Annotated in this window: 19 protein-coding genes and 1 tRNA gene; 10 read left to right on the forward strand and 10 right to left on the reverse strand. The window is 66.4% G+C overall.

Annotated elements, in window-relative coordinates; genetic code table 11:
• Nucleotides 1-49: 49 nt before the first annotated feature.
• The 3 genes from ACFPTO_RS16760 to ACFPTO_RS16770 all read right to left on the reverse strand — a co-directional run bounded on the left by ACFPTO_RS16760 (nucleotide 50) and on the right by ACFPTO_RS16770 (nucleotide 4,793).
• A complete protein-coding gene (locus ACFPTO_RS16760) occupies nucleotides 50-2,035 on the reverse strand; it encodes a DNA topoisomerase IV subunit B (RefSeq protein WP_377712882.1) in 1,986 nt (661 codons plus the stop codon).
• A 310-nt stretch (nucleotides 2,036-2,345) separates the two neighbouring features.
• Nucleotides 2,346-4,274, reverse strand: a complete 1,929-nt coding sequence (locus ACFPTO_RS16765) for an ATP-binding cassette domain-containing protein (RefSeq protein WP_377712884.1) — start codon at nucleotides 4,272-4,274, stop codon at nucleotides 2,346-2,348.
• Between the two features lie 117 nt (nucleotides 4,275-4,391).
• Nucleotides 4,392-4,793, reverse strand: a complete 402-nt coding sequence (locus tag ACFPTO_RS16770) for a DUF4399 domain-containing protein (RefSeq protein ID WP_377712886.1) — start codon at nucleotides 4,791-4,793, stop codon at nucleotides 4,392-4,394.
• A 273-nt stretch (nucleotides 4,794-5,066) separates the two neighbouring features.
• Between ACFPTO_RS16770 and ACFPTO_RS16775 the strand changes: the two genes are divergently transcribed.
• From ACFPTO_RS16775 to ACFPTO_RS16815, 9 genes are all read left to right on the forward strand, one after another.
• The gene (locus ACFPTO_RS16775) at nucleotides 5,067-5,249 is read left to right on the forward strand and encodes a rubredoxin (RefSeq protein WP_377712888.1); all 183 of its coding nucleotides are present in this window, start codon (nucleotides 5,067-5,069) and stop codon (nucleotides 5,247-5,249) included.
• A 183-nt stretch (nucleotides 5,250-5,432) separates the two neighbouring features.
• Nucleotides 5,433-5,507, forward strand: a tRNA-Arg gene (locus ACFPTO_RS16780).
• Between the two features lie 69 nt (nucleotides 5,508-5,576).
• Nucleotides 5,577-5,849: a hypothetical protein gene (locus ACFPTO_RS16785; protein ID WP_296659861.1), complete on the forward strand. Its 273-nt coding sequence runs from the start codon at nucleotides 5,577-5,579 to the stop codon at nucleotides 5,847-5,849.
• A 254-nt stretch (nucleotides 5,850-6,103) separates the two neighbouring features.
• Nucleotides 6,104-6,376: a hypothetical protein gene (locus tag ACFPTO_RS16790; protein WP_377712890.1), complete on the forward strand. Its 273-nt coding sequence runs from the start codon at nucleotides 6,104-6,106 to the stop codon at nucleotides 6,374-6,376.
• Between the two features lie 112 nt (nucleotides 6,377-6,488).
• On the forward strand, nucleotides 6,489-7,925 hold the full coding sequence (dcm, locus tag ACFPTO_RS16795; protein WP_377712892.1) for a DNA (cytosine-5-)-methyltransferase: 1,437 nt from the start codon (nucleotides 6,489-6,491) through the stop codon (nucleotides 7,923-7,925).
• 66 nt (nucleotides 7,926-7,991) lie between these two features.
• On the forward strand, nucleotides 7,992-8,441 hold the full coding sequence (locus ACFPTO_RS16800; RefSeq protein WP_377712894.1) for a very short patch repair endonuclease: 450 nt from the start codon (nucleotides 7,992-7,994) through the stop codon (nucleotides 8,439-8,441).
• Nucleotides 8,442-8,625: 184 nt separating this feature from the next.
• A complete protein-coding gene (locus ACFPTO_RS16805) occupies nucleotides 8,626-9,129 on the forward strand; it encodes a YbhB/YbcL family Raf kinase inhibitor-like protein (protein WP_296659872.1) in 504 nt (167 codons plus the stop codon).
• A gap of 139 nt (nucleotides 9,130-9,268) precedes the next feature.
• Nucleotides 9,269-10,684: an MFS transporter gene (locus ACFPTO_RS16810; RefSeq protein ID WP_377712896.1), complete on the forward strand. Its 1,416-nt coding sequence runs from the start codon at nucleotides 9,269-9,271 to the stop codon at nucleotides 10,682-10,684.
• 183 nt (nucleotides 10,685-10,867) lie between these two features.
• Nucleotides 10,868-11,425, forward strand: a complete 558-nt coding sequence (locus ACFPTO_RS16815; protein WP_377712898.1) for a hypothetical protein — start codon at nucleotides 10,868-10,870, stop codon at nucleotides 11,423-11,425.
• Nucleotides 11,426-11,564: 139 nt separating this feature from the next.
• Here ACFPTO_RS16815 and otsA read toward each other — a convergent pair whose 3' ends face one another.
• From otsA to ACFPTO_RS16840, 5 genes are all read right to left on the reverse strand, one after another.
• Entirely contained in the window at nucleotides 11,565-12,989 is a 1,425-nt protein-coding gene (gene otsA / locus ACFPTO_RS16820; protein WP_377712900.1) for an alpha,alpha-trehalose-phosphate synthase (UDP-forming), read from the reverse strand.
• A gap of 213 nt (nucleotides 12,990-13,202) precedes the next feature.
• Nucleotides 13,203-13,427, reverse strand: coding sequence for a hypothetical protein (locus ACFPTO_RS16825; RefSeq protein WP_293034192.1), 225 nt, complete (start codon nucleotides 13,425-13,427; stop codon nucleotides 13,203-13,205).
• A 198-nt stretch (nucleotides 13,428-13,625) separates the two neighbouring features.
• Nucleotides 13,626-13,859, reverse strand: a complete 234-nt coding sequence (locus ACFPTO_RS16830; RefSeq protein ID WP_377712902.1) for a hypothetical protein — start codon at nucleotides 13,857-13,859, stop codon at nucleotides 13,626-13,628.
• 134 nt (nucleotides 13,860-13,993) lie between these two features.
• A complete protein-coding gene (locus tag ACFPTO_RS16835) occupies nucleotides 13,994-15,397 on the reverse strand; it encodes a sigma-54-dependent transcriptional regulator (protein ID WP_377712904.1) in 1,404 nt (467 codons plus the stop codon).
• A 339-nt stretch (nucleotides 15,398-15,736) separates the two neighbouring features.
• Nucleotides 15,737-16,048, reverse strand: coding sequence for a hypothetical protein (locus ACFPTO_RS16840; RefSeq protein WP_377712906.1), 312 nt, complete (start codon nucleotides 16,046-16,048; stop codon nucleotides 15,737-15,739).
• A gap of 455 nt (nucleotides 16,049-16,503) precedes the next feature.
• Between ACFPTO_RS16840 and ACFPTO_RS16845 the strand changes: the two genes are divergently transcribed.
• The gene (locus tag ACFPTO_RS16845; protein ID WP_377712908.1) at nucleotides 16,504-17,589 is read left to right on the forward strand and encodes a sigma-54 interaction domain-containing protein; all 1,086 of its coding nucleotides are present in this window, start codon (nucleotides 16,504-16,506) and stop codon (nucleotides 17,587-17,589) included.
• Nucleotides 17,590-17,719: 130 nt separating this feature from the next.
• On the opposite strand, the gene ACFPTO_RS16850 is transcribed toward ACFPTO_RS16845, so the two are convergent.
• Nucleotides 17,720-19,069 (reverse strand): ABC transporter ATP-binding protein, encoded by a 1,350-nt coding sequence (locus tag ACFPTO_RS16850; protein WP_377712910.1) that lies wholly within the window; start codon nucleotides 19,067-19,069, stop codon nucleotides 17,720-17,722.
• Between the two features lie 22 nt (nucleotides 19,070-19,091).
• Nucleotides 19,092-19,929: ABC transporter permease subunit (locus tag ACFPTO_RS16855; protein WP_377712912.1), on the reverse strand; the 838-nt coding region annotated here is incomplete at its 5' end.

Raw genomic sequence — 19,929 nt, forward strand, 5'->3', positions numbered from 1 at the left:
ATTCCTGTCCAGACGTGTGTGCAAGCGGGTGCGAACCCCGGCACGCGCGTCAGATGTCCGCTTCGACCTCGTTGCCCTTCTCTTCGAGCCACGAGCGGCGCGACGCCGCTTCGCCCTTGCCCATCAGCATCGTCATGCGCGCGACGGTGGCCTCGTAGTCGAGTTCGCCGAGCGAAACCGGCGACAGACGCCGCGTGTCCGGGTTCATGGTCGTGTCCCAGAGCTGCTCGGCGCTCATTTCGCCGAGGCCCTTGAAGCGGCTGATGGTCCATTGCGTGTCGCGCACGCCGTCCTTGCGCAGCTTGTCGAGGATCGCGTCGAGTTCGCCTTCGTCGAGCGCATAGAGCTTCTGCGCGGGCTTCTTGCCGCGCGCGGGCGCATCGACGCGAAAGAGCGGCGGACGCGCCACGCACACGTGGCCGCGCTCGATCAATTGCGGGAAGTGCTTGAAGAACAGCGTGAGCAGCAGCACCTGGATGTGCGAACCGTCGACGTCCGCATCCGAGAGGATGCAGATCTTGCCGTAACGCAGGTTCGAGAGATCGACGCTGTCGTCGGGGCTGTGCGGATCGACGCCGATCGCCACCGAAATGTCGTGCACTTCGTTGTTGGCGAACAGGCGGTCGCGCTCGGTCTCCCACGTGTTGAGGACCTTGCCGCGCAGCGGCAGGATCGCCTGATATTCCTTGTCGCGGCCCATCTTCGCGGAGCCGCCCGCCGAATCGCCCTCGACGAGGAACAGCTCGTTGCGCGCGATGTCCGTCGATTCGCAGTCGGTGAGCTTGCCGGGCAGCACGGCCACGCCGGAGCTCTTGCGCTTCTCGACCTTCTGGCCCGCGCGCGTGCGCGCCTGGGCCTGCTTGATGACGAGTTCGGCGAGCTTCTTGCCGTGCTCGACGTGCTGGTTGAGCCACAGTTCGAGCGTGGGACGCGAGCACGACGAAACGAGCTTCACGGCGTCGCGGCTATTCAGGCGCTCCTTGATTTGCCCCTGGAACTGCGGATCGAGCACCTTCGCCGAGAGCACGAACGACACGCGTGCGAACACGTCTTCGGGCAGCACCTTCACGCCCTTCGGCTGAAGGTTGTGCAGCTCGACAAAACTCTTCACGGCCTGGAAAAGACCGTCGCGCAAGCCCGATTCGTGCGTGCCGCCCGCGGGCGTCGGGATCAGGTTCACATACGATTCGCGCGTGAGCGAGCCTTCCTCGCTCCACGCGACGACCCAGGCGGCGCCTTCGCCATCGGCGAAAGTGTCGTCGCCGGTGCGCGCGTGATCGGCATACAGCTCGCCTTCGAACAGCGGGATCAGCAGCTCGCTGCCGCCCATGCCTTCGAGCAGATAGCCGCGCAGGCCGTCTTCGTACTTCCAGCTTTGACGCTCGCCCGTCTTCTCGTTGATGAGTTCGACTTCGACGCCGGGCAGCAGCACCGCCTTCGAGCGCAACAGACGCTGCAACTCGCCGAACGGCAGATTGGGCGAATCGAAATACTTCGGATCGGCCCACGCGGTCACGCGCGTGCCGCTCTTCTTGTCGTCGCGCGCGGCGTTGCGCGTGGTGAGGGGCCTCGCCACGTTGCCGTCGGCAAAGCCGATTTCGGCGACCTTGCCGTCGCGCCAGACGGTGACGTCGAGGCGCTTCGAAAGCGCATTGGTCACCGACACGCCGACGCCATGCAGACCGCCCGAGAACGTATACGCGCCGCCGGCGGCCTTATCGAACTTACCGCCCGCATGCAGCCGCGTGAACACGATTTCCACGACGGGCACTTTCTCTTCGGGATGCAGGCCGAACGGGATGCCGCGGCCATCGTCCTCGACGGAGACCGACTGATCGGCATGCAGCGTCACCGTGATGCGCTTGCCATAGCCGCCGAGCGCTTCGTCGGAGGCGTTGTCGATGGCTTCCTGGATGATGTGCAGCGGATTTTCGGTGCGCGTGTACATGCCCGGCCGCTGCCGGACGGGCTCGAGGCCCTTGAGCACTTTGATCGACGCTTCGCTGTACGCAGCGCTTGACTTCTTCGTAGACATGGTGGTCCGTCGGATTTCCGCCCAGATGTCCACAGCCTCTGTGGACATCTACGTGGATAACGCGTTGAGTTTTCAAAAAAAGCGAAACGAAACAACGGGGTGAAGTGGCATGCCCACCGCGCAGGCAGATGCGCGGCGAGCCGATTCGCCAGGTATTGTACTGATTTGGTGCTGCGCGGCAATTTGGTTCGGAGCCGGGTAAGGTCGCTCGATACCGGCGCGCCGGCCCGGCAACGCTCGCACCGGATGAAAAAAGCGGCCTTTTCGAATGGCCGCCTCGCTCGATGCGCTTATTTGCGCTTATTTACCCTTACTTGCGCTTGCTCTCCAGCTCTTCCCACCGTTCGAGCGCGACGAGCAGTTCCTCGTCGATCTGCGCGTAGCGCTCGGTGAGCCGCGCGCCCTCCTGGGCATCCTTCACGAAAATCGAACCCTCCTCGATCCGGGCGCCGATGGCTTTTTGCTCCGTCTCCAGCGCCTCGATCTGCGCGGGCAGCGCCTCCAGTTCGCGCTGCTCCTTGAACGAGAGCTTCACGGTGCGCTGCGCGTTGCGCCCCGCCGCGCTGTCCTTCGGCGCGGCCGCGACCGGCGCGGCGTCGCGCGGCGCGCGCGCCTCGGCGATCTCCTGCGAGCGGGCGCTCTGCGTCTGCCAGTCGCTGAAGCCGCCCACATACTCGCGCCACAGCCCGTTGCCCTCGGAGGCAATCACCGACGTCACCACGTTGTCGAGAAACGCGCGATCGTGGCTCACGAGCAGCACGGTGCCGTCGTAATCGGCGAGCAGTTCTTCCAGCAGTTCGAGCGTCGGAATGTCGAGGTCGTTGGTCGGCTCGTCGAGCACCAGCACGTTGGCGGGCCGCGCGAAGAGGCGCGCGAGCAGCAGACGGTTGCGCTCGCCGCCCGAGAGCGACTTCACCGGCGAGCGTGCGCGCTCCGGCGCGAACAGGAAGTCGCCGAGATAGCTCATCACATGCTTTTTCGCGCCGTTGATCTCGACCCAGTCGCTGCCGGGGCTGATCGTGTCGGCGAGGCTCTTTTCGAGGTCGAGCTGCGCGCGCATCTGGTCGAAGTACGCGACCTGCTGGTTCGTGCCGACGCGCACCGTGCCCTCATCGGGCGCAAGCTCGCCGAGGATGAGCTTGAGCAGCGTGGTCTTGCCCGCGCCATTCGGGCCGATGAAGCCGATCTTGTCGCCGCGCATCACGATCGTCGAAAAGCGGTCGACGATGGCTCGGTCTGCGTAGCGTTTCACGACATCGGTGAGTTCCGCGACGATCTTGCCCGACTTCTCGCCCTGCGCCACGTCGAGCCTCACGTTGCCCAGCACGTTGCGGCGTTCGGCGCGCTCGTTGCGCATCTGCTCGAGACGCGCGATGCGCCCGACACTGCGCGTGCGCCGCGCCTCCACGCCCTTGCGGATCCACACCTCTTCCTGCGCGAGCAGCTTGTCGAACTTGTCGTTTTCGACGCGCTCCACTTCGAGCTGCTGCGCCTTGCGTTCCTGATACTGCGTGAAATTGCCCGGATACGAGAGCAGGCGCCCGCGATCGAGTTCGACGATGCGCGTCGCCACGCGGTCGAGGAACGCGCGATCGTGGGTGATGAAGAGCAGGCTCGCGCGCTGCGAGACGAGCAGGTCTTCCAGCCAGCGGATGCCGTCGAAGTCGAGGTGGTTGGTCGGCTCGTCGAGCAGCAGCACGTCGGGCTGCACGACGAGCGCGCGCGCGAGCGCCACGCGCTTTTGCATGCCGCCCGAGAGCGCGCCCACGCGCGCGTCGCCGTCGAGGCCGATCTGCGCGAGCGTTGTCGACACGCGCGTGCGCCAGTTCCAGGCATCGGCCGCATCGAGCGACGACTGCAGCGCGTTCATGCGCGCGAGCAGCGCATCGTGCTCCACGCCTTCGGGCGTGTCGGCGAGACGGTGCGCGACGACGTCGTATTCGTCGAGCAGCGCGCGCACGCCTTCGAGCCCCGAGGCGACCGCATCGAACACCGTGGCATCCGCATCGAACTCGGGTTCCTGCGGCACATAGACGGTCGAAAGATGCTGCTGACGCGTGATGAGGCCGTCGTCGGGCCTGGCGAGTTCGGCGACGATCTTGAGCAGCGACGACTTGCCCGCGCCGTTGCGGCCGATCAGCCCGACGCGCTCGCCGGGTTCGAGCGAGAAGTCGGCGTGATCGAGGAGCGCGACGTGACCGAACGCGAGTTGCGCGCCGGTAATGGTGTAAAGCGACATGACTGGGGAACGATGCCTGCGTTGGACCTGAAGCGCGCATTGTACCGGGGCGGCGGGGCGCGGCCCCCACGGCCCCCCGCTCCCCCGGCGCTCTGCTGCATGCCGGAGCGTGCAGCGTTACTTCACGTGGACCGTGATGGTCTGGCTCCACTGGGGCCCGTACGAGTGGTGCGCGCCGTCGGCGAACTGCGCGGTGAGCGTGTGATCGCCGGGCGGCAGCGTGATGTCGGCTTCCGTCTGTCCCTTGCCGTAGTGGAGCGACTTGTCGTTGACCGGCACCACCTGGCCTTGCGGCAGCGGCCCGCTATCGATCAGCAGGTGATGGTGGCCGGTGCTGGGCGTGGTCGTGCCCGCTGGTGCGACCGTCATGCCGTCCACGTCGAATTTGACGTGCACCGGATTGCTCACCGTCGCGCCATCCTTCGGCGTCACGAAATAGACGCCTTCGGCGCGCGCGACGCCGCTCACCGCAAGAAAGGCCGCGAGCGCCACGCCCGCCAGCAGAATGTTCCTGACCATCGACGTTCTCCTCGAAAGTAGGTGGACCGACCGGCGCCGCACGATGCGTCCATGCCCGCGCGACGCCTGCGGATCAGGATACACCGCACCGGCAAACGCTCGCGCCGCGGACGGCCGCCGCCGCGCAACATGACTTTCGTCCATGCGCGATGGGATTTTCCGGTCATTTTCCGGTAACATCGCGGGCCGCCTGCCGCCCCCAAAGGACACCGCAAACGGTCCGCAAACGGGGACGCATGAAAGGCATCACATCGAACGGATGGAAGGTCTGCTGTGAGCGAAGTCATCGAATACAAAAGCTGGGTCTGCCTGATCTGCGGCTGGGTCTATAACGAGAAAGACGGGCTGCCCAACGAGGGCATCCCGGCAGGCACGCGTTTCGCAGATATCTCCGCTGACTGGCGCTGCCCCCTGTGCGACGTGGGTAAATCGGACTTCGCAGTCGTCGAGTTCTGATCGGCCTGACGCCCACTGACGCGCCCGCCGCCGCGTCATTCTCGCGCCGGGGCGCGTTTGCTATACTCCACGTCCTGCATCGCGATTCGCCGTCGGCGCGAACGCGCGCGTGCTCCGCGCCATGACGGGTGACTTGGGAAACATGGCGAACCGGCGGAGCCTGCAGTCATGCGTCCCGCACGCCTCCCTGTAGTTCAATGGATAGAACAAGTGCCTCCTAAGCGCTAGATGCAGGTTCGATTCCTGCCAGGGGGACCAGCCGCCCGCCACGCGCCGCCTCCCCCCATCCGGACGGCTGGACGCCACTATCCCAAGCAGAGATCCTCCATGGACATCAACAAGCAACTCGCCGCCCTCACCGCCTCCGAACTGCAGACGGCCGGTGCGAGCCAGGCCAGCGCGATTGCGCTCAGCGTCGTGCTGCGTCATCTGAATTCGCCGGAACTCGCCCGGCTCCTCACGTCGGCGTTCGAAAACCATCAGGCCGTCATGCTCCAGACGCCGTGGCCCGAGCAGATGCTGCAGTCGTTCGAAGCCACCCGCCGCTTCCTCGAAGCCGCCGCGCAACCGCAAGCGGATACGCCGCCGAGCGCCGAATAAAGCGCTTAAGTCGCATAAACCTGCATCAGCCGCATAAATCCGCACCAGCCGCATAAACCTGCACAAGCGGCAAAAGCCGATTCGCGCGTCTGCCGCACCGCGGGCCCACCCGCCGCATCGGCCATTGCGCACGTCGCCGCGTTGCTCCGCACTTTGCCCCGGGTAAACAGGGAGGCACGCAGCCCTCAAGCTGCGGCGGCCGCTGCCGTTATAGCGATATGGACTCCAATCGTCCCCCCGTCGCTGGCCATCTCATGTCGAACCTGATCGACCAGGACATCGCGCACATTCGCCGTGTCGTGCCGCTCGCGCTGAACGGCGACCTCGCCGGTCCGATCCTGCCCGCGCGTTACTGGCGCCGACGCCTGTTCCACTTGCTCGACACCGGCCTCGTCAGCAAAGGCCAGCTCAGCGAAATCGACAGTCTCCTTGCCCTGCTCGACGAATACGACCGGAGCGCAGCGCAACCGGCGACAGCCTCGCAGCAGGAAGCCACAGGGCGCTCCGGGCGCTCCGGGCGCGCCTGATCGATCCGCCGATCCGTCCTCCGGCCGCGACGCCGCAGGCTGAGCAATCCCACGGCGCTACTTGCGCGACGCTTACGGAATCCCTGGTGCCGCGGGTCGCCTGTCGGTCATAATGTCCGCCAAAATACCCAGAGAGGATTCCGTGTCCACGGCTCATTCGCGAGACCTGCTGCGGCAGGCACGTCAACGCTTCACCCAGCAACAGATCGCCGCGCATGTCGGCAAGGACGTCAAGACCGTGCGCCGCTGGGAAAAGGGTGAAACGCCCTGCCCCGCCATGCTCGACGCCGCATTGCGCGAACTGTTGTCCGGCAGCGAGCGCACCGTCGCAACGCCTGCGCGGTTCCGGTTCGTCGACCTGTTCGCGGGCATCGGCGGCATTCGCCTCGGTTTCGAGGCGCACGGCGGCGAGTGCGTGTTCACGAGCGAGTGGAATCCGTTCTCGAAGAAGACCTACCTGGAAAACCACGGCGACCGCCACGCGATCACCGGCGACATTACGATTGTCCCCGCCGCCGACATCCCCGATCACGACATCCTGCTCGCCGGGTTTCCGTGCCAGCCGTTCTCAATTGCGGGCGTGTCCAAGAAGAACGCGCTGGGCCGTCCGCACGGTTTCGAGTGCACGACCCAGGGCACGCTGTTCTTCGATGTCGCGCGCATCATCGCCGAGAAGCGTCCCGCCGCCTTCCTGCTCGAAAACGTGAAGAACCTGCTCTCGCACGACCGCGGCCGCACGTTCGACGTGATCCTCCAGGTGCTGCGCGACGAACTGGGCTACGACGTTCACTATCGCGTGATCGACGGGCGCCATTTCACGCCGCAGCATCGCGAGCGCATCATCATCGCCGGGTTTCGCGAGCCCGCGCCGTTCACGTGGGACGCGCTCGCCCTGCCGGAAGAAGGCCCGCGCCTCGCGTCGATCCTCCATCGCACCGACGGCACGGAGCCGGTGCTCCCCGCTGACGGCGATCGTTTCTTCGATCACCGCGCACGCCGCGTGCAGCCGAAGTACACGCTCACACCCGGTCTCTGGCAGTACCTTCAGCAATACGCCGAGAAGCATCGCGCAGCGGGCAACGGTTTCGGTTACGGCCTCGCGTTCCCCCACAGCGTCACGCGCACGCTCTCGGCGCGCTATCACAAGGACGGCAGCGAGATCCTCGTCCACCAGGGCGAAGGTGTACGCCCGCGCCGCCTCACGCCGCGCGAGTGCGCGCGGCTGATGGGCTTTCCCGACACGTTCCGCATTCCCGTCAGCGATACCCAGGCGTACCGGCAGTTCGGCAACAGCGTCGTGATGCCCGTGATGCGCGAAGTTGCGCGCACGATGATGCCGCACCTCGATGCGGCACTCGGGCAGGCGGGTGCGTCGGCCGACGCAAAAGCCGGCGCACGCGGCGAGGCGAAACGGGCTGCGGCGCGTAAGGCAGTGCCCAAGACGGCGCGCAAGGCGGTGGACGAAGCAGTTGACGAAGCAGTTGACGAAGCGGTGGACAAAGCGGCGCCCACGACGCGGCGCAAGCGGCCAGCCACCGAAGTCGCCTAAACCACCTGAGCCACCTGAGCCACCTGAGTTACGACTAACCAACGGACGGCGCACAGACCTCATGCCATGACAGACGTCGTCGATTCCGCCACCCGCAGCCGGATGATGTCCGGCATCCGCGGCCGCGACACGAAACCGGAGCGCACGATCCGCAGCCTGCTGCACCGCCGCGGCTTTCGATTCCGGCTCGACGTGCGCGAGCTGCCGGGCCGTCCGGATATCGTGCTGCCGCGCTATCGCGCCGTGGTGTTCGTGCACGGCTGCTTCTGGCACGGCCACCGCTGCGCACTCTTCAAATGGCCGCAGACACGCCCCGAGTTCTGGCGCGAGAAGATCGCGCGCAACCGCGCCAACGACGCGCGCGCGCTCGCCGCACTCGCCGCGCAGGGCTGGCGCGTCGCGGTAATCTGGGAATGCGCGCTGCGCGGCGCCGGTCACGATCCGCAAGCGGTCGTCGAGCGCCTTGACGCGTGGCTGAAGGACGGCGCATCGGCCTGGTTCGAAGCGCGCGGATGAGCGTGTGAATAAATGTGCGAATGAGCGTGCGGACGAGCGCGCCGGGCTGCCAGACATCGCTGTCAGGCCCAGCCATGGCGCGTGCGTGGCGGTGATAAACTCACTCGACCGATTGGACCGATTCCGTGCGGCCGCGCCCGCAGACGCATCGACAGCTGCAACACACAAGAAGGAGGTAAGGAGGATGGCTGATTTCCGACTCTGGTCCGACGATTTTCCGAGCAACGGCTTCATGCCGAAGGCGCAGGAATTCGACGATCGGGCCTTCGGCGTCGACGGCGACAACGTCTCGCCCGCCCTGCAATGGGAAGCGCCGCCCGAGGATACGCAAAGCCTCGCGCTGACCGTCTACGATCCTGACGCGCCCACCGGCAGCGGTTTCTGGCACTGGATCGTCGTCAACATTCCGCCCGATGTGCGCTCGCTCGCGCGCAACGCGGGCAAGGCCGACGGCAGTCTGCTGCCGCAAGGCGCGGTGCAGGTGCGCAACGACTACGGCACGGTCGGCTTCGGCGGCGCGGCGCCGCCGCGCGGCGACCAGCCCCATCGCTACATCTTCCGCGTGCATGCACTGAAGGTCGCGCAACTGCCGGTCACGCCGGAAACGACCAATGCGGTCGCGCGTTTCATGACGCACCTGAACGAACTGGACTCGACCACCTACGTCGGGCTCTACGAACTGAAATAACGCTGTGCCGCAGGGCGGCGAGCGCGCAGGTCATGCGCCGGACGCCGCCCGCGTATGGCGCCTCGTGCCCGCTCGCGCTCGCCCGTCTGCGAACCGCCCGCGAAGCGACGCGCGACGCCCGACGCGCGCCCAATCGTCGATGCCCACCAATCCTTCGCTATCCGGACCATCCGCCGCCGCCCTCGCCGAAGCCGAGCCTGGGCTGCCGCTGCCGCAGCGCTATCACGCGATCATCGTGGTTGCGCTCGGCATCACGCTCGCAGTGCTCGACGGCGCAATCGCCAACGTCGCCCTGCCGACCATCGCGCGTCACCTGCACGCCAGTGCCGCCAGCTCGATCTGGATCGTCAACGCGTACCAGCTCTCGATAACCATCTCGCTTTTGCCGCTCGCGTCGCTCGGCGACCGGATCGGCTACCGGCGCGTCTACCTGTCGGGGCTCGCGCTCTTCACCGTCGCGTCGCTCGGTTGCGCGCTCGCCACCTCGCTGCCCGAACTCGCGCTCGCGCGCATGGTGCAGGGCTTCGGCGGCGCCGGCATCATGAGCGTCAACACCGCGCTCGTGCGCATGATCTATCCGCGCAGCCAGCTCGGCCGCGGCGTCGCGATCAACGCAATGGTCGTCGCCATCGCCTCCGCGGTCGGCCCGACCATCGCCTCCGCCGTACTTTCCGTCGCCTCGTGGCCGTGGCTCTTCGCGATCAACGTGCCGATCGGCGTCGCCGCGTTTGCGCTCGGGCTGCGCACGCTGCCCCTCAACGATCCGCATCGGGCGCCCTACGATTACTGGAGCGCCGTCCTCAACGCACTGGTGTTCGGCCTGCTGATCTTCGCCGTCGACGGCCTTGGCCACGGCGAGCGCCGCATCTGGATCGCCGCCGAGTTCGTGGCCGCCATCGTGCTCGGCTGGTACTTCGTGCGCCGCCAGTTGAGCCAGCCTGCGCCGCTCTTGCCCGTCGATCTGCTGCGCATTCCCGCTTTCTCGCTTTCGGTCGGAACGTCGGTGTGTTCGTTCTGCGCGCAAATGCTGGCATTCGTCGCGTTGCCGTTCCTGTTACAGGACACGTTCGGTCTCTCGCAGGTACAGACCGGTTTTCTCATGACGCCGTGGCCGCTCGTGATCGTCGCGGCCGCGCCGCTCGCGGGCTGGCTGTCCGACTACTATCCGGCGGGCATCCTCGGCGGCATCGGGCTCGCGCTGTTCTCCCTCGGCCTGTTGCTGCTCGCGACGCTCGGCGGGCATCCGTCCGCGTTCGACATCGGCTGGCGCATGGCGCTGTGCGGCGCGGGTTTCGGCACATTCCAGTCGCCGAACAACCGGCAGATGCTCTCATCCGCGCCGCGCGAACGCTCGGGCGCCGCGAGCGGCATGCTCGGCACGGCGCGCCTCACCGGACAGACGCTCGGCGCCGCGCTCGTCGCATTGATCTTCGGCATTGCGCCGCAACACGGGCCGACGCTCGCCCTCTATACCGCGACGGCGTTTTCCGCCGTTGCAGCCGTCATCAGCATGCTGCGGCTCATACCGGGCAGCGCGGCGACGGCGAAGACGTAACGAAAACACAACGACAACATCGCGCCGCCGTAGCGCCCCCGTTTTACGCCTGCTCGTCCTTCGCACTCGTGCGCGTCGCCGCTGTCCAACCGGATAACGGCGCGTCGATTCGTGTCAATTCATGTCGATACGTGCCGTCCGATTTTCCCTTCACGGTGTTCAATCAAACCAAAGGGGATTTCCATGTCATTGATCGTCGCTGGACGGTTCACGACCTTCCCCGCCGCCGAGGCCGTCGCCGAGAAACTCTTCGCACGCGGCTTTGTCGAGGAAGACGTGAACCTCTTCTTCGTCAATCCGCGCGGGCAGCACGCCCGTCACGCGTTCCACGCCGCCACGTCGCAAGGCCCCGTCCTCCTGTCGCCGCATTTCACGCGCAACTTCACCGCCGGCGCGGTGGCGGGCGCCGTGGTCGGCGTCGTGCTTTTTGCAGGGCTGTCGGGCTCGCTGCCGGTCATGGTGCTTGCGGCGGGCGTCGGCGCGTGGATCGGCGCCTGGATCGGCATCAGCGCGAGCCGGCAACACGCTGCCGCGCATCACGAGCGCGTGCTGCACGAAATGCGCAGCTCGGGCGTGCTGCTCGCGGTGCACGTGAGTCCCGAGAACCAGGCCGCGGCCGCCGAGGTGCTGCGCGAAGCCGGTGCGGCCGACGTCGAGCGGGCCTCGGGCCGCTGGCAAGGCGGCCATTGGGCCGACTTCGATCCGACCCGTACGCCCGAGCCGTACGGCAAGGCGGCTTAGACACGCCGGGCGCGCCTGTCGCGCGCGAGCGCTGCAACGCAACGCGGCGGCCCGCAGGCCGCCGCGTGAGTGAATGTGTGCGCGTGCGTTTGTGGGTACGTTTGTGCGCGCGCCGCGGCGGCTCAGAGCACGCGAGCCGTCACCCGGCCTTCGCCGGTGCAACGCTGCGCGCCCTGGCCGTGACCGATGCGGCCGTCGCGACGCTGCGCAGATCGGCGAGGAACGTATCGCGCCACACCGAGAGATTGTTCTCGCGCAGCGAGGCCATCATGTCCGTGTAGCGCGCGTGACGCTCGCTGCGCGGCATCGAGAGCGCGCGTTCGAGCGCTTCCGCCGTCTGGTTCAGATCGTAAGGATTGACGACGAGCGCGCCCGGCATGTGCTCCGCGGCGCCCGCGAACTGCGAGAGCACGAGCACGCCCGGATCTTCGGGATTCTGCGACGCCACATATTCCTTCGCGACGAGATTCATCCCGTCACGCAGCGGCGCGACATAGCCGACGTGCGCCTGCCGGAAGAGCCCCATCAGCAGATTGCGTTCGTACTTGCGGTTGAGGTACTGGATCGGCGTCCAGTCGAGTTGCGCGAAGCGGCCGTTGATGCGGCCCGCCTCGCCTTCCAGGTTGCGCCGGATGGCCTGATAGGTCTGCACGTCCGAGCGCGTCGGCGGTGCGATCTGCAGGAGCGACACGCGGCCATGCCAGCCCGGCCCGTTCTGCAGCATGCGCTCGAAGGCCTGGAAGCGCTCCGCGAGGCCCTTCGAATAATCGAGCCGGTCGACGCTCATGATGAGCTTGCGCCCGCGCATGGCGTCGCGCAGGCTGCGCACGGACTTGCGGTCGGAAAACTGCGCTGCGGAGGTCGCAATCGCGTCGGGATAGATGCCGATCGGGTAGGCGCCCACCTTCAGGAAACGCCCCCACGCGTGGACCATGCCGTCGTCGCTCGCGCTACCGTGGCCGCCGCGCTCGACGTAGTCGAGGAACGCCTGGCGGTCGGCATCGGTCTGGAAGCCGACCACGTCGTAGTGGCACATGAACTTCATCAGTTCCTCGTGCGGCGGCACCGAGCGCAGCACCTCGGGCACCGGCAGCGGAATGTGCAGGAAAAAGCCGATCGGATTCTTCACGCCGAGATCGCGCAGGCAGCGCGCGAACGGGATCAGGTGATAGTCGTGGACCCAGATGATGTCGTCGGGCTCGATCATCGGCTGAAGCTGGCGCGCGAGCGCCACGTTCACACGCAGATAGCCCGCGTAGTCCTGGCGCTCGTAGCGCGCGAGGTCGTTGCGGTAATGGAAGGTCGGCCAGAGCGTGGTGTTCGAAAAGCCCTTGTAGTACTGGTCGTAGTCACGGCGTGTGAGGCCGACCGTCGCGTAGGTCACGTTGCCTTGCTGCTCAATGGCGGGATGCGACGGCGCGGTGACGGTTTCGCCGCTCCAGCCGAACCACACACCGCCGGTTTCCTTGAGCGCGTCCAGCACGCCGACGGCGAGCCCGCCAGCGGCGGGCCGCCCTTCCTGCGTCGGTGCAACGCGATTCGATACCACGATCAGTCTGCCCATTGCGGCTAACCTCCTGTTTCGTTGATTCTGTGACGATATCGATCTGAAGCTCGCAAGACGCGTGCCACGTGTCCGATAGCCTGGGTGGGAGCACGCTTTCAGTAGCGACAGGACAAGCGCGTCCCGCGCAGCGGGCGCGCCCGGCGGAATGGCACAAACGTCTGGAAACGGCTGGAAATGACTGGATGACGCGCTGTGGGGGCCGGATGAAACTCACGCGTCCTGTTCCGACCCGAGATCGCGCTGGTAATCGAGCCCTTCAGCCCGCGCACCGCCCTGGTTGTGCTCGCCATCGGGCGGCACGCCCGGCGCCGTGCGGTTCTGCCCGGCCGGATCGGGCGCGCCCATGGTGGGCGGATAGTTGCCCGGCTGATCGCCGTCACGCGGACCGCGCTTGCCCGAATGACGTGCGGAACGACGCAATGCGGGATGTCTCATGTCCATGCCTCCAGCGCCAGGCCGCTACCTGGCGGCAGCGCGTGATCATAGTCTAGGGTTCGTCGCGTGAAATTTCCGGTAAAAATGGCGAAAGTTTTGTAACTCGTACATAAAAGCGTAAGAGCCACGCCGATGCGGGTGTGCGATGTGCTTTCCGGCGCGGCACGCACGCCAGCCCGGCCAGCCAGCCCGGCGCATTCACACGGCACAACCGCGCTGCGTGGGGTTGGCAGGCCGGATCTGGTGACCATTCGATTGCGGCGCCTCGAACGGCTCGGGCGGCGGATCGCCGATCGGCGGCCCATCCGGCTCGTCCGGCTCGCCCGGCGGCGGGTCGTCAGGCTGCGGGGTATGTGCGAGATACGGCTGCGCGCCGGTATTTCCGGCGTAGCCTGTGTGGCCTGCGTGGCTTGTGAATCGGCAGTGGGGCATGGCTCACTCCTCGAAATCTCTCCCTCTGCTCAACAATGCAAGGGACATACCATGAACCGGGCGGGCAAAAAGCGCCTGGCCAACCGCGAGCGGCCCGATCCGCGGCCTGCCGGGGCCGCCGCAGGGCCGCGTGCTCAGACGTCCGCGCCACCCGTGACGTGCGTGGGCGCGTGATCATCCGCTTCGCCCTTGCCGCGCTCGTTGCCATATTCGACGAGCCGGTTATAGAGCGTCTTCAGGCTGATGCCGAGAATTTCCGCCGCCCGCGTCTTCACGCCGCCGCATTGTTCGAGCGTGGCGAGAATCAGTTGCCGGTCGGCGTCGGCGAGCGAGGTCCCGAACGGAATCGTCACCGCCGTACCGGCCATCGACTTCGACAGCGAGATCTGCAACGGCACGGCGGCAGTGAGGTCGCCATCGGCGCTCGCCATGATGTGCGCGCGCTGTACGTAGTTCTTCAGCTCGCGCACGTTGCCGGGCCACGGGTACGCGGCCAGCATTTCGCGCACGGCGGCCGGAAACTGCCGCTTCGTGCCGTGGCGTTCGTTGAGTTCGTCGAGAAACGACTGGGCGAGCAACCCGACATCCTTGCCGCGCTCGCGCAGCGGCGGCAGGTTGATCGGGAAGACGTTGAGCCGGTGGTAGAGATCGAGGCGCAGCTTGCCTTCGGCGACGGCCTGCTCGGGATCGCGGTTGGTCGCCGCGATGAGCCGCACATCGGTTTCGATCTCCCGGGTCGTCCCGACGCGCATGAACATGCCCGTTTCCAGCACGCGCAGGAGCTTCACCTGAAGCTCGACCGGCATTTCGGTGATTTCGTCGAGAAACAGCGTGCCGCCGTTCGCGCGTTCGAAATAGCCCTTGTGCTGCCGGTCCGCTCCGGTAAACGAGCCGCGTTCGTGGCCGAACATCTCCGATTCGATCAGGTTCGGCGAAATCGCGCCGCAGTTGACCGCGAGGAATTCCTGCTTGCGGCGCAGACTCAATTGATGAATGGTCTGCGCGGCGAGCTCCTTGCCGGTGCCCGACTCGCCGACGAGCATCACCGACGCGGGCGTCGGCGCCACCCGGCCGATCTGGTCGTAAACCTCCTGCATCGCCGCGGAACTGCCGAGCATCAGGCCGAAACGGCCCATGCGGCGCAGCTCGCCGCGCAACGTGCCGATTTCCGCCTTGAGGTCGCCCGCGCGCGGCAGCCGGTTCAGGATCGCCTTTACGCGCTGCAGGTTGATCGGCTTGACGAGGTAGTCGATCGCGCCGGCCTTGAGTGCGTCGACAGCCGTCTCGACGCTCGCGTGGCCAGTGATGACCACGAGTTCCACGCCCGAGCGCGGATCGAGATCCTGGAACAGCTCGGTCCCGCTGCCGTCCGGCAGCTTGAGATCGGCAAAAACCACGTCCGGCATCTGCCGCACGAGCTGGATGCGCGCCTCGCGCAGGTCGCCGGCCTGTGCGGTGGTGAGGCCGTCGCCGCCCACCACGGCGGCCAGTGCCTCGCGGGTCCCCGCATCGTCATCGACAATCAATACATGTGGCATCGCGTCTCGTCAGCCCTCGAAAGTGAGTGGCCGCGCGCAACCGCGCGTCGCGGCATGCAATAGAAACCATAGAAACCGGCGTCGCACAGGCGCGGCGCACGCAGTCGTAGCGTGGTGGAGTACGAAACGGTCGGGCACTGCGCCGAAGGCGGCACAGGCTTGCTTTAGCCGCAATGTTGCAACAATCTCGCAGTTATTGACTGTTCCTGACCAAGATTGTTGTGGATATGACCATTATAGACCGATTCGAGATAGACGCGCGCCCAGCCTCGCGCGGACGGGCAGCAGGGTGCCCGTCGTAGAGGATTCACCTTGGGTTCAGCCGGGATCGCGCCAGGCTTAGGCGTTACCGTGCGGAAACGGCCACGGCGCACCGGCCGCGCCGTTGCTCTGGCCAGACGCGGCTGCACCCGATGCCCTGGCCCCCGACAGACCCGACATGCCCGCGCTGGAGGCAGACGCTCCGACTGCGCTGCCGCCGTCTGCGTCGAGCGCGCCGCCCTCGCCTTCCCAGCGGCTCAATTCACGGTGATAGCTCATGCGCTGCGCCCGATGGCGTTGCGACCACCGCCAGGCCATCATCCCGGCCGTCGCGCCAAGCGCGCCAACGGCAAGCAATGCGCCCACCAGATTCGTTCTGTTCGTCGACATGTCGCGTCCTCCGGCTCTTGCCGTGCATTTTGCTGTGAATCTTGCTCTGTATTTGCTGTGTTGCGCCCCGTCCCGGTCAGCACCGGGATCGCGCGGTAAGGCACCGCCCGTATACCGTCGATCCGGGCGAGCGTCGCGAGTTCCACAGCAGGATTCGTGCCGGATGTGCGAAGATCGGCCAACATCGTACCGACATACGCGTACGCCAAGGTAACCGCGCGATGACGGCAAAGCGCAAACGTCCGTCTGACAGTACGTCGATTGCCCTGCGGCATGTCACGGTGGTTAAATATTCAGGCGATGCAAACCATGCGGCCGTCGGCGCAGCTTCTCCCGTGCCAGTCCTGGACGGCCATGTCCGAACCGCGCCTCGGCCGCTCGCCGCGTGACGGCATGACGTCATGACGATGCAGCCGCTCAAAGGCGTGAGCCCCCTTTTCAGGACGGAATAGCTTATGGCGCAAATCGAGCCGGGCGCGCCCGCCGCCGATCGCAATACGCGCAACCAGCGCGACAAGCGCAACGAAAGCGAGGACAACGGCGCGCGCGTCGCCGGCCTGGAGTCGTTTGGGCGGCTCTACGGTTCATCCCCGGTGATGCAGGAGCTTTACGCGCAGATCGGATGCGTGGCGGCCACGGACGCCACCGCCCTGATCGTCGGCGAATCGGGCACGGGCAAGGAACTCGTGGCGCGCACCATTCACGATCTGAGCGCGCGGCGCGACGGTCCGTTCATTCCGGTCAACTGCGGCGCGATCCCCGACGATCTGATCGAGGCCGAACTCTTCGGCCACGAGAAAGGCAGCTTCACGGGCGCCGTGCAGGCGCGCGATGGGCACTTCGAGCACGCGCGCGGCGGCACGCTGTTCCTCGACGAAATCACCGAAATGTCTTTGCTGCACCAGGTGAAACTGCTGCGCGCGCTCGAAACCGGCGACTACTTTCCGGTAGGTGCCAACGAGGCGATCCACGGCGACGTGCGCGTCATCGCCGCGACCAACCGCGATCCCGTTACCGCCGTCAAGGAAAGCTGCCTGCGCGAAGACCTGATGTACCGCCTTGCCGTGTTTCCGCTGCGCGTGCCGCCGCTGCGCGAGCGCGGGCACGACCGCGAACTGCTGGCGCAACTGTTTCTCGCCGAACTCAACGAGCAGGAACGCTCGCAAAAGGCCTTCAGCAAGCGCGCGCTCGAAGCGGTGCGCAACTGGTCGTGGCCCGGCAACGTGCGCGAGTTGAAGAACGCCGTTTATCGGGCGTTCATCCTCGCGGAAAAAGCGGTGGAGATTACCCATCCGCAACTGGTGCCGCGTGTGAAGAAGCCGGTCACGCAGGGCGATGCGATGAGCGTGTGGATCGGCACGCCGCTCGCCGACGCGCAAAAGCAGATCATCCTCGGCACGCTTAAATATTGCGGCGGCGACAAGCGCCTCGCGGCGCGCACGCTGGGCGTGAGCCTCAAGACGCTCTATAACCGCCTCGGCAGCTACGGTGCGGACGACGGCATCGACGACGAAGACGACCGCACGCGCGAAAGCCGTTGAGCGCGGTGGCATCAGCACGATGCCGCCGGCGCAGGGATGCAAATGGACATCGACTGCTACGGCGCGCCCACAAAAAAACGGCCGCTCAAGCGACCATTGAGCGACCGTTTTTCCGTATGCCGCGAAGCGCTCAGGACTCCACGTCCTCGAGGCTGAAAATTTCCGACTGGTCGTTGTACGAGAAGATCTCGCCGTAACGGCCCCAGTCGATCACCGTATCGAGCGTCTCCTCGGCGGCGCCATCGGACAAGAAGTCCTCCAGTTCCTGCTCGAAGCGCACGCGCGGCGCACGGTGCCCCGGCCGCTCGCCCAGCACCTTCTTGATGCGCGCCGCGAGCGGCACGTTGCGCAGCAGATGCTCCGCGAACATCATCTTGCGCTCCTGCGTGCCGAACTCGGCGAACACGCGCGCGGGCGGCGTGAGCAGCACGTCGCCTTCGCGCACGTCCGCGAAACCGAGGTTCTGCAGCACTTCCGCAATCGGGAACAGGTCGTCGACTTCCAGATGCAGCGAGCGCGCAATTTCCGGCATGTCGGCGCGGCCGTGATACGGCGCCGTCGCGAGCGTTTCGATCAGACCGGCCATCAGGTTGGTCGACACGCGCGGCAGCCAGCTGCCGAGTTCCAGCCCCTTCTTCGTCGTCTCGCCGGTCTGGCGCGCGGTCATCTTCGCGTAGATATCGTCGACGAGCTTGCGGAATTCCGGGTCCAGACGATTGCGCGGATGCTTGAACGGCACCTTGATTTCGGCGACGACGCGGCCCGGATTCGACGACAGCACGAGAATGCGGTCGCACATGAACACCGCTTCTTCGATGTTGTGCGTGACGATCAGCACCGACTTGATCGGCAGACGGCCCTGCGTCCACAAGTCGAGCAGGTCGGTACGCAGCGTTTCGGCGGTCAGCACGTCGAGCGCGGAGAACGGCTCGTCCATGAGCATCAGCATCGGGTCGACGACCAGTGCACGCGCGAAACCCACGCGCTGGCGCATGCCGCCCGAAAGCTCGCGCGGATAGGCGTTTTCGAAGCCGTCGAGACCGATCAGGTCGATGGCCGCCAGCGCGCGCTCGCGGCGCTCGCGCGCGCCCACGCCCTGCGCTTCGAGGCCCGCTTCCACGTTTTGCAGCACGGTCAGCCACGGAAACAGCGCGAAGGTCTGGAACACCATCGCCACGCCTTCGGCCGGGCCGTCGAGCGGCTTGCCGCGCCAGCTGACTTCGCCCGCGGTCGGCTCGATGAGACCGGCGATGATGCGCAGGAGCGTCGACTTGCCCGAGCCCGAACGGCCGAGCAGCCCGACGATCTCGCCCTCGCGCAGCGCGAGGTTCGCATCGTCGAGCACGAGCAGTTCGCCTTGCGACTTGTTGAAGCCCCGGCAGACGTTCTGCACGCGCAGAATTTCGTTGCCTGGACGCGGCGCGGCAGCGGGAATCTGTATGTCGCCGTGTGCGGCGCCCGCAGTCTTGAGGTTTTGCATTGCGTTTGCCTTCGGGTCTCAATCAGTCGAGCCGGAGTCTGGCTTCCGCATAAGCATATAACGGACGCCAGAGCACGCGGTTGAACAGCGTGACGAACAGGGACATCACAGCGATGCCCAGGATGATTTTCGGAAAGTCGCCGGCGGCGGTCGTCTGCGCGATATACGCGCCCAGCCCGTGCGCGGCGACCTTCGTGTCGCCCCACTGCACGAACTCCGAAACGATGCTCGCGTTCCACGCGCCGCCCGACGCCGTGATCGCGCCGGTGATGTAGTACGGAAAAATGCCCGGCAGCATCGCCTGGCGCCACCACTGCCAGCCGCGGATGCGGAAGTTCGTCGCCGCTTCCTTGTAATCGTTCGGATAGGCGCTTGCGCCTGCAATCACGTTGAACAGGATGTACCACTGCGTGCCCAGCACGATCAGCGGCGAGAGCCAGATGTCCGGGTTCAGGTGAAAGCGCACGATCACGATCACGAACACCGGAAACAGCAGGTTCGCCGGAAACGCCGCGAGAAACTGCGCGAGCGGCTGCACCTTCTCCGCGAGCGCCGGGCGCAGGCCGATCAGCACGCCAATCGGCACCCAGATCACCGAGGCGATCACGATCAGCACCAGCACGCGCAGCAGCGTGATCAGGCCGAGCACCAGCACGTGCTCCACCTCGTCGAGCGTGACGCCCGTGCGCACGTAGGCCACCACGCGCCACACCACGTACAGCGTGAGCGCGATCACGAACGCGGCCCACACGATGTCGCCCGCGCGCGAGCGCCGGCTGCGCGCCGCACTGGCCACCGGCATCGCCCGCGGCAGCTGCACGCGGATCGGAATGCGCGCGAGCGCCGCGAGCAGCATGCCC

The sequence above is a fragment of the Paraburkholderia denitrificans genome, assembly GCF_042655705.1.
In the GTDB taxonomy this organism is placed as follows: domain Bacteria; phylum Pseudomonadota; class Gammaproteobacteria; order Burkholderiales; family Burkholderiaceae; genus Paraburkholderia; species Paraburkholderia denitrificans.

What these genes read in the sequence shown, in the direction of transcription:
- ACFPTO_RS16760 (WP_377712882.1), bottom strand. Translation starts at nt 2,035, where the DNA reads ATGTCTACGAAGAAGTCAAGCGCTGCGTACAGCGAAGCGTCGATCAAA.
- ACFPTO_RS16765 (WP_377712884.1), bottom strand. Translation starts at nt 4,274, where the DNA reads ATGTCGCTTTACACCATTACCGGCGCGCAACTCGCGTTCGGTCACGTC.
- ACFPTO_RS16770 (WP_377712886.1), bottom strand. Translation starts at nt 4,793, where the DNA reads ATGGTCAGGAACATTCTGCTGGCGGGCGTGGCGCTCGCGGCCTTTCTT.
- ACFPTO_RS16785 (WP_296659861.1), top strand. Translation starts at nt 5,577, where the DNA reads ATGGACATCAACAAGCAACTCGCCGCCCTCACCGCCTCCGAACTGCAG.
- ACFPTO_RS16790 (WP_377712890.1), top strand. Translation starts at nt 6,104, where the DNA reads ATGTCGAACCTGATCGACCAGGACATCGCGCACATTCGCCGTGTCGTG.
- dcm (WP_377712892.1), top strand. Translation starts at nt 6,489, where the DNA reads ATGTCCGCCAAAATACCCAGAGAGGATTCCGTGTCCACGGCTCATTCG.
- ACFPTO_RS16800 (WP_377712894.1), top strand. Translation starts at nt 7,992, where the DNA reads ATGACAGACGTCGTCGATTCCGCCACCCGCAGCCGGATGATGTCCGGC.
- ACFPTO_RS16805 (WP_296659872.1), top strand. Translation starts at nt 8,626, where the DNA reads ATGGCTGATTTCCGACTCTGGTCCGACGATTTTCCGAGCAACGGCTTC.
- ACFPTO_RS16810 (WP_377712896.1), top strand. Translation starts at nt 9,269, where the DNA reads ATGCCCACCAATCCTTCGCTATCCGGACCATCCGCCGCCGCCCTCGCC.
- ACFPTO_RS16815 (WP_377712898.1), top strand. Translation starts at nt 10,868, where the DNA reads ATGTCATTGATCGTCGCTGGACGGTTCACGACCTTCCCCGCCGCCGAG.
- otsA (WP_377712900.1), bottom strand. Translation starts at nt 12,989, where the DNA reads ATGGGCAGACTGATCGTGGTATCGAATCGCGTTGCACCGACGCAGGAA.
- ACFPTO_RS16825 (WP_293034192.1), bottom strand. Translation starts at nt 13,427, where the DNA reads ATGAGACATCCCGCATTGCGTCGTTCCGCACGTCATTCGGGCAAGCGC.
- ACFPTO_RS16830 (WP_377712902.1), bottom strand. Translation starts at nt 13,859, where the DNA reads ATGCCCCACTGCCGATTCACAAGCCACGCAGGCCACACAGGCTACGCC.
- ACFPTO_RS16835 (WP_377712904.1), bottom strand. Translation starts at nt 15,397, where the DNA reads ATGCCACATGTATTGATTGTCGATGACGATGCGGGGACCCGCGAGGCA.
- ACFPTO_RS16840 (WP_377712906.1), bottom strand. Translation starts at nt 16,048, where the DNA reads ATGTCGACGAACAGAACGAATCTGGTGGGCGCATTGCTTGCCGTTGGC.
- ACFPTO_RS16845 (WP_377712908.1), top strand. Translation starts at nt 16,504, where the DNA reads ATGGCGCAAATCGAGCCGGGCGCGCCCGCCGCCGATCGCAATACGCGC.
- ACFPTO_RS16850 (WP_377712910.1), bottom strand. Translation starts at nt 19,069, where the DNA reads ATGCAAAACCTCAAGACTGCGGGCGCCGCACACGGCGACATACAGATT.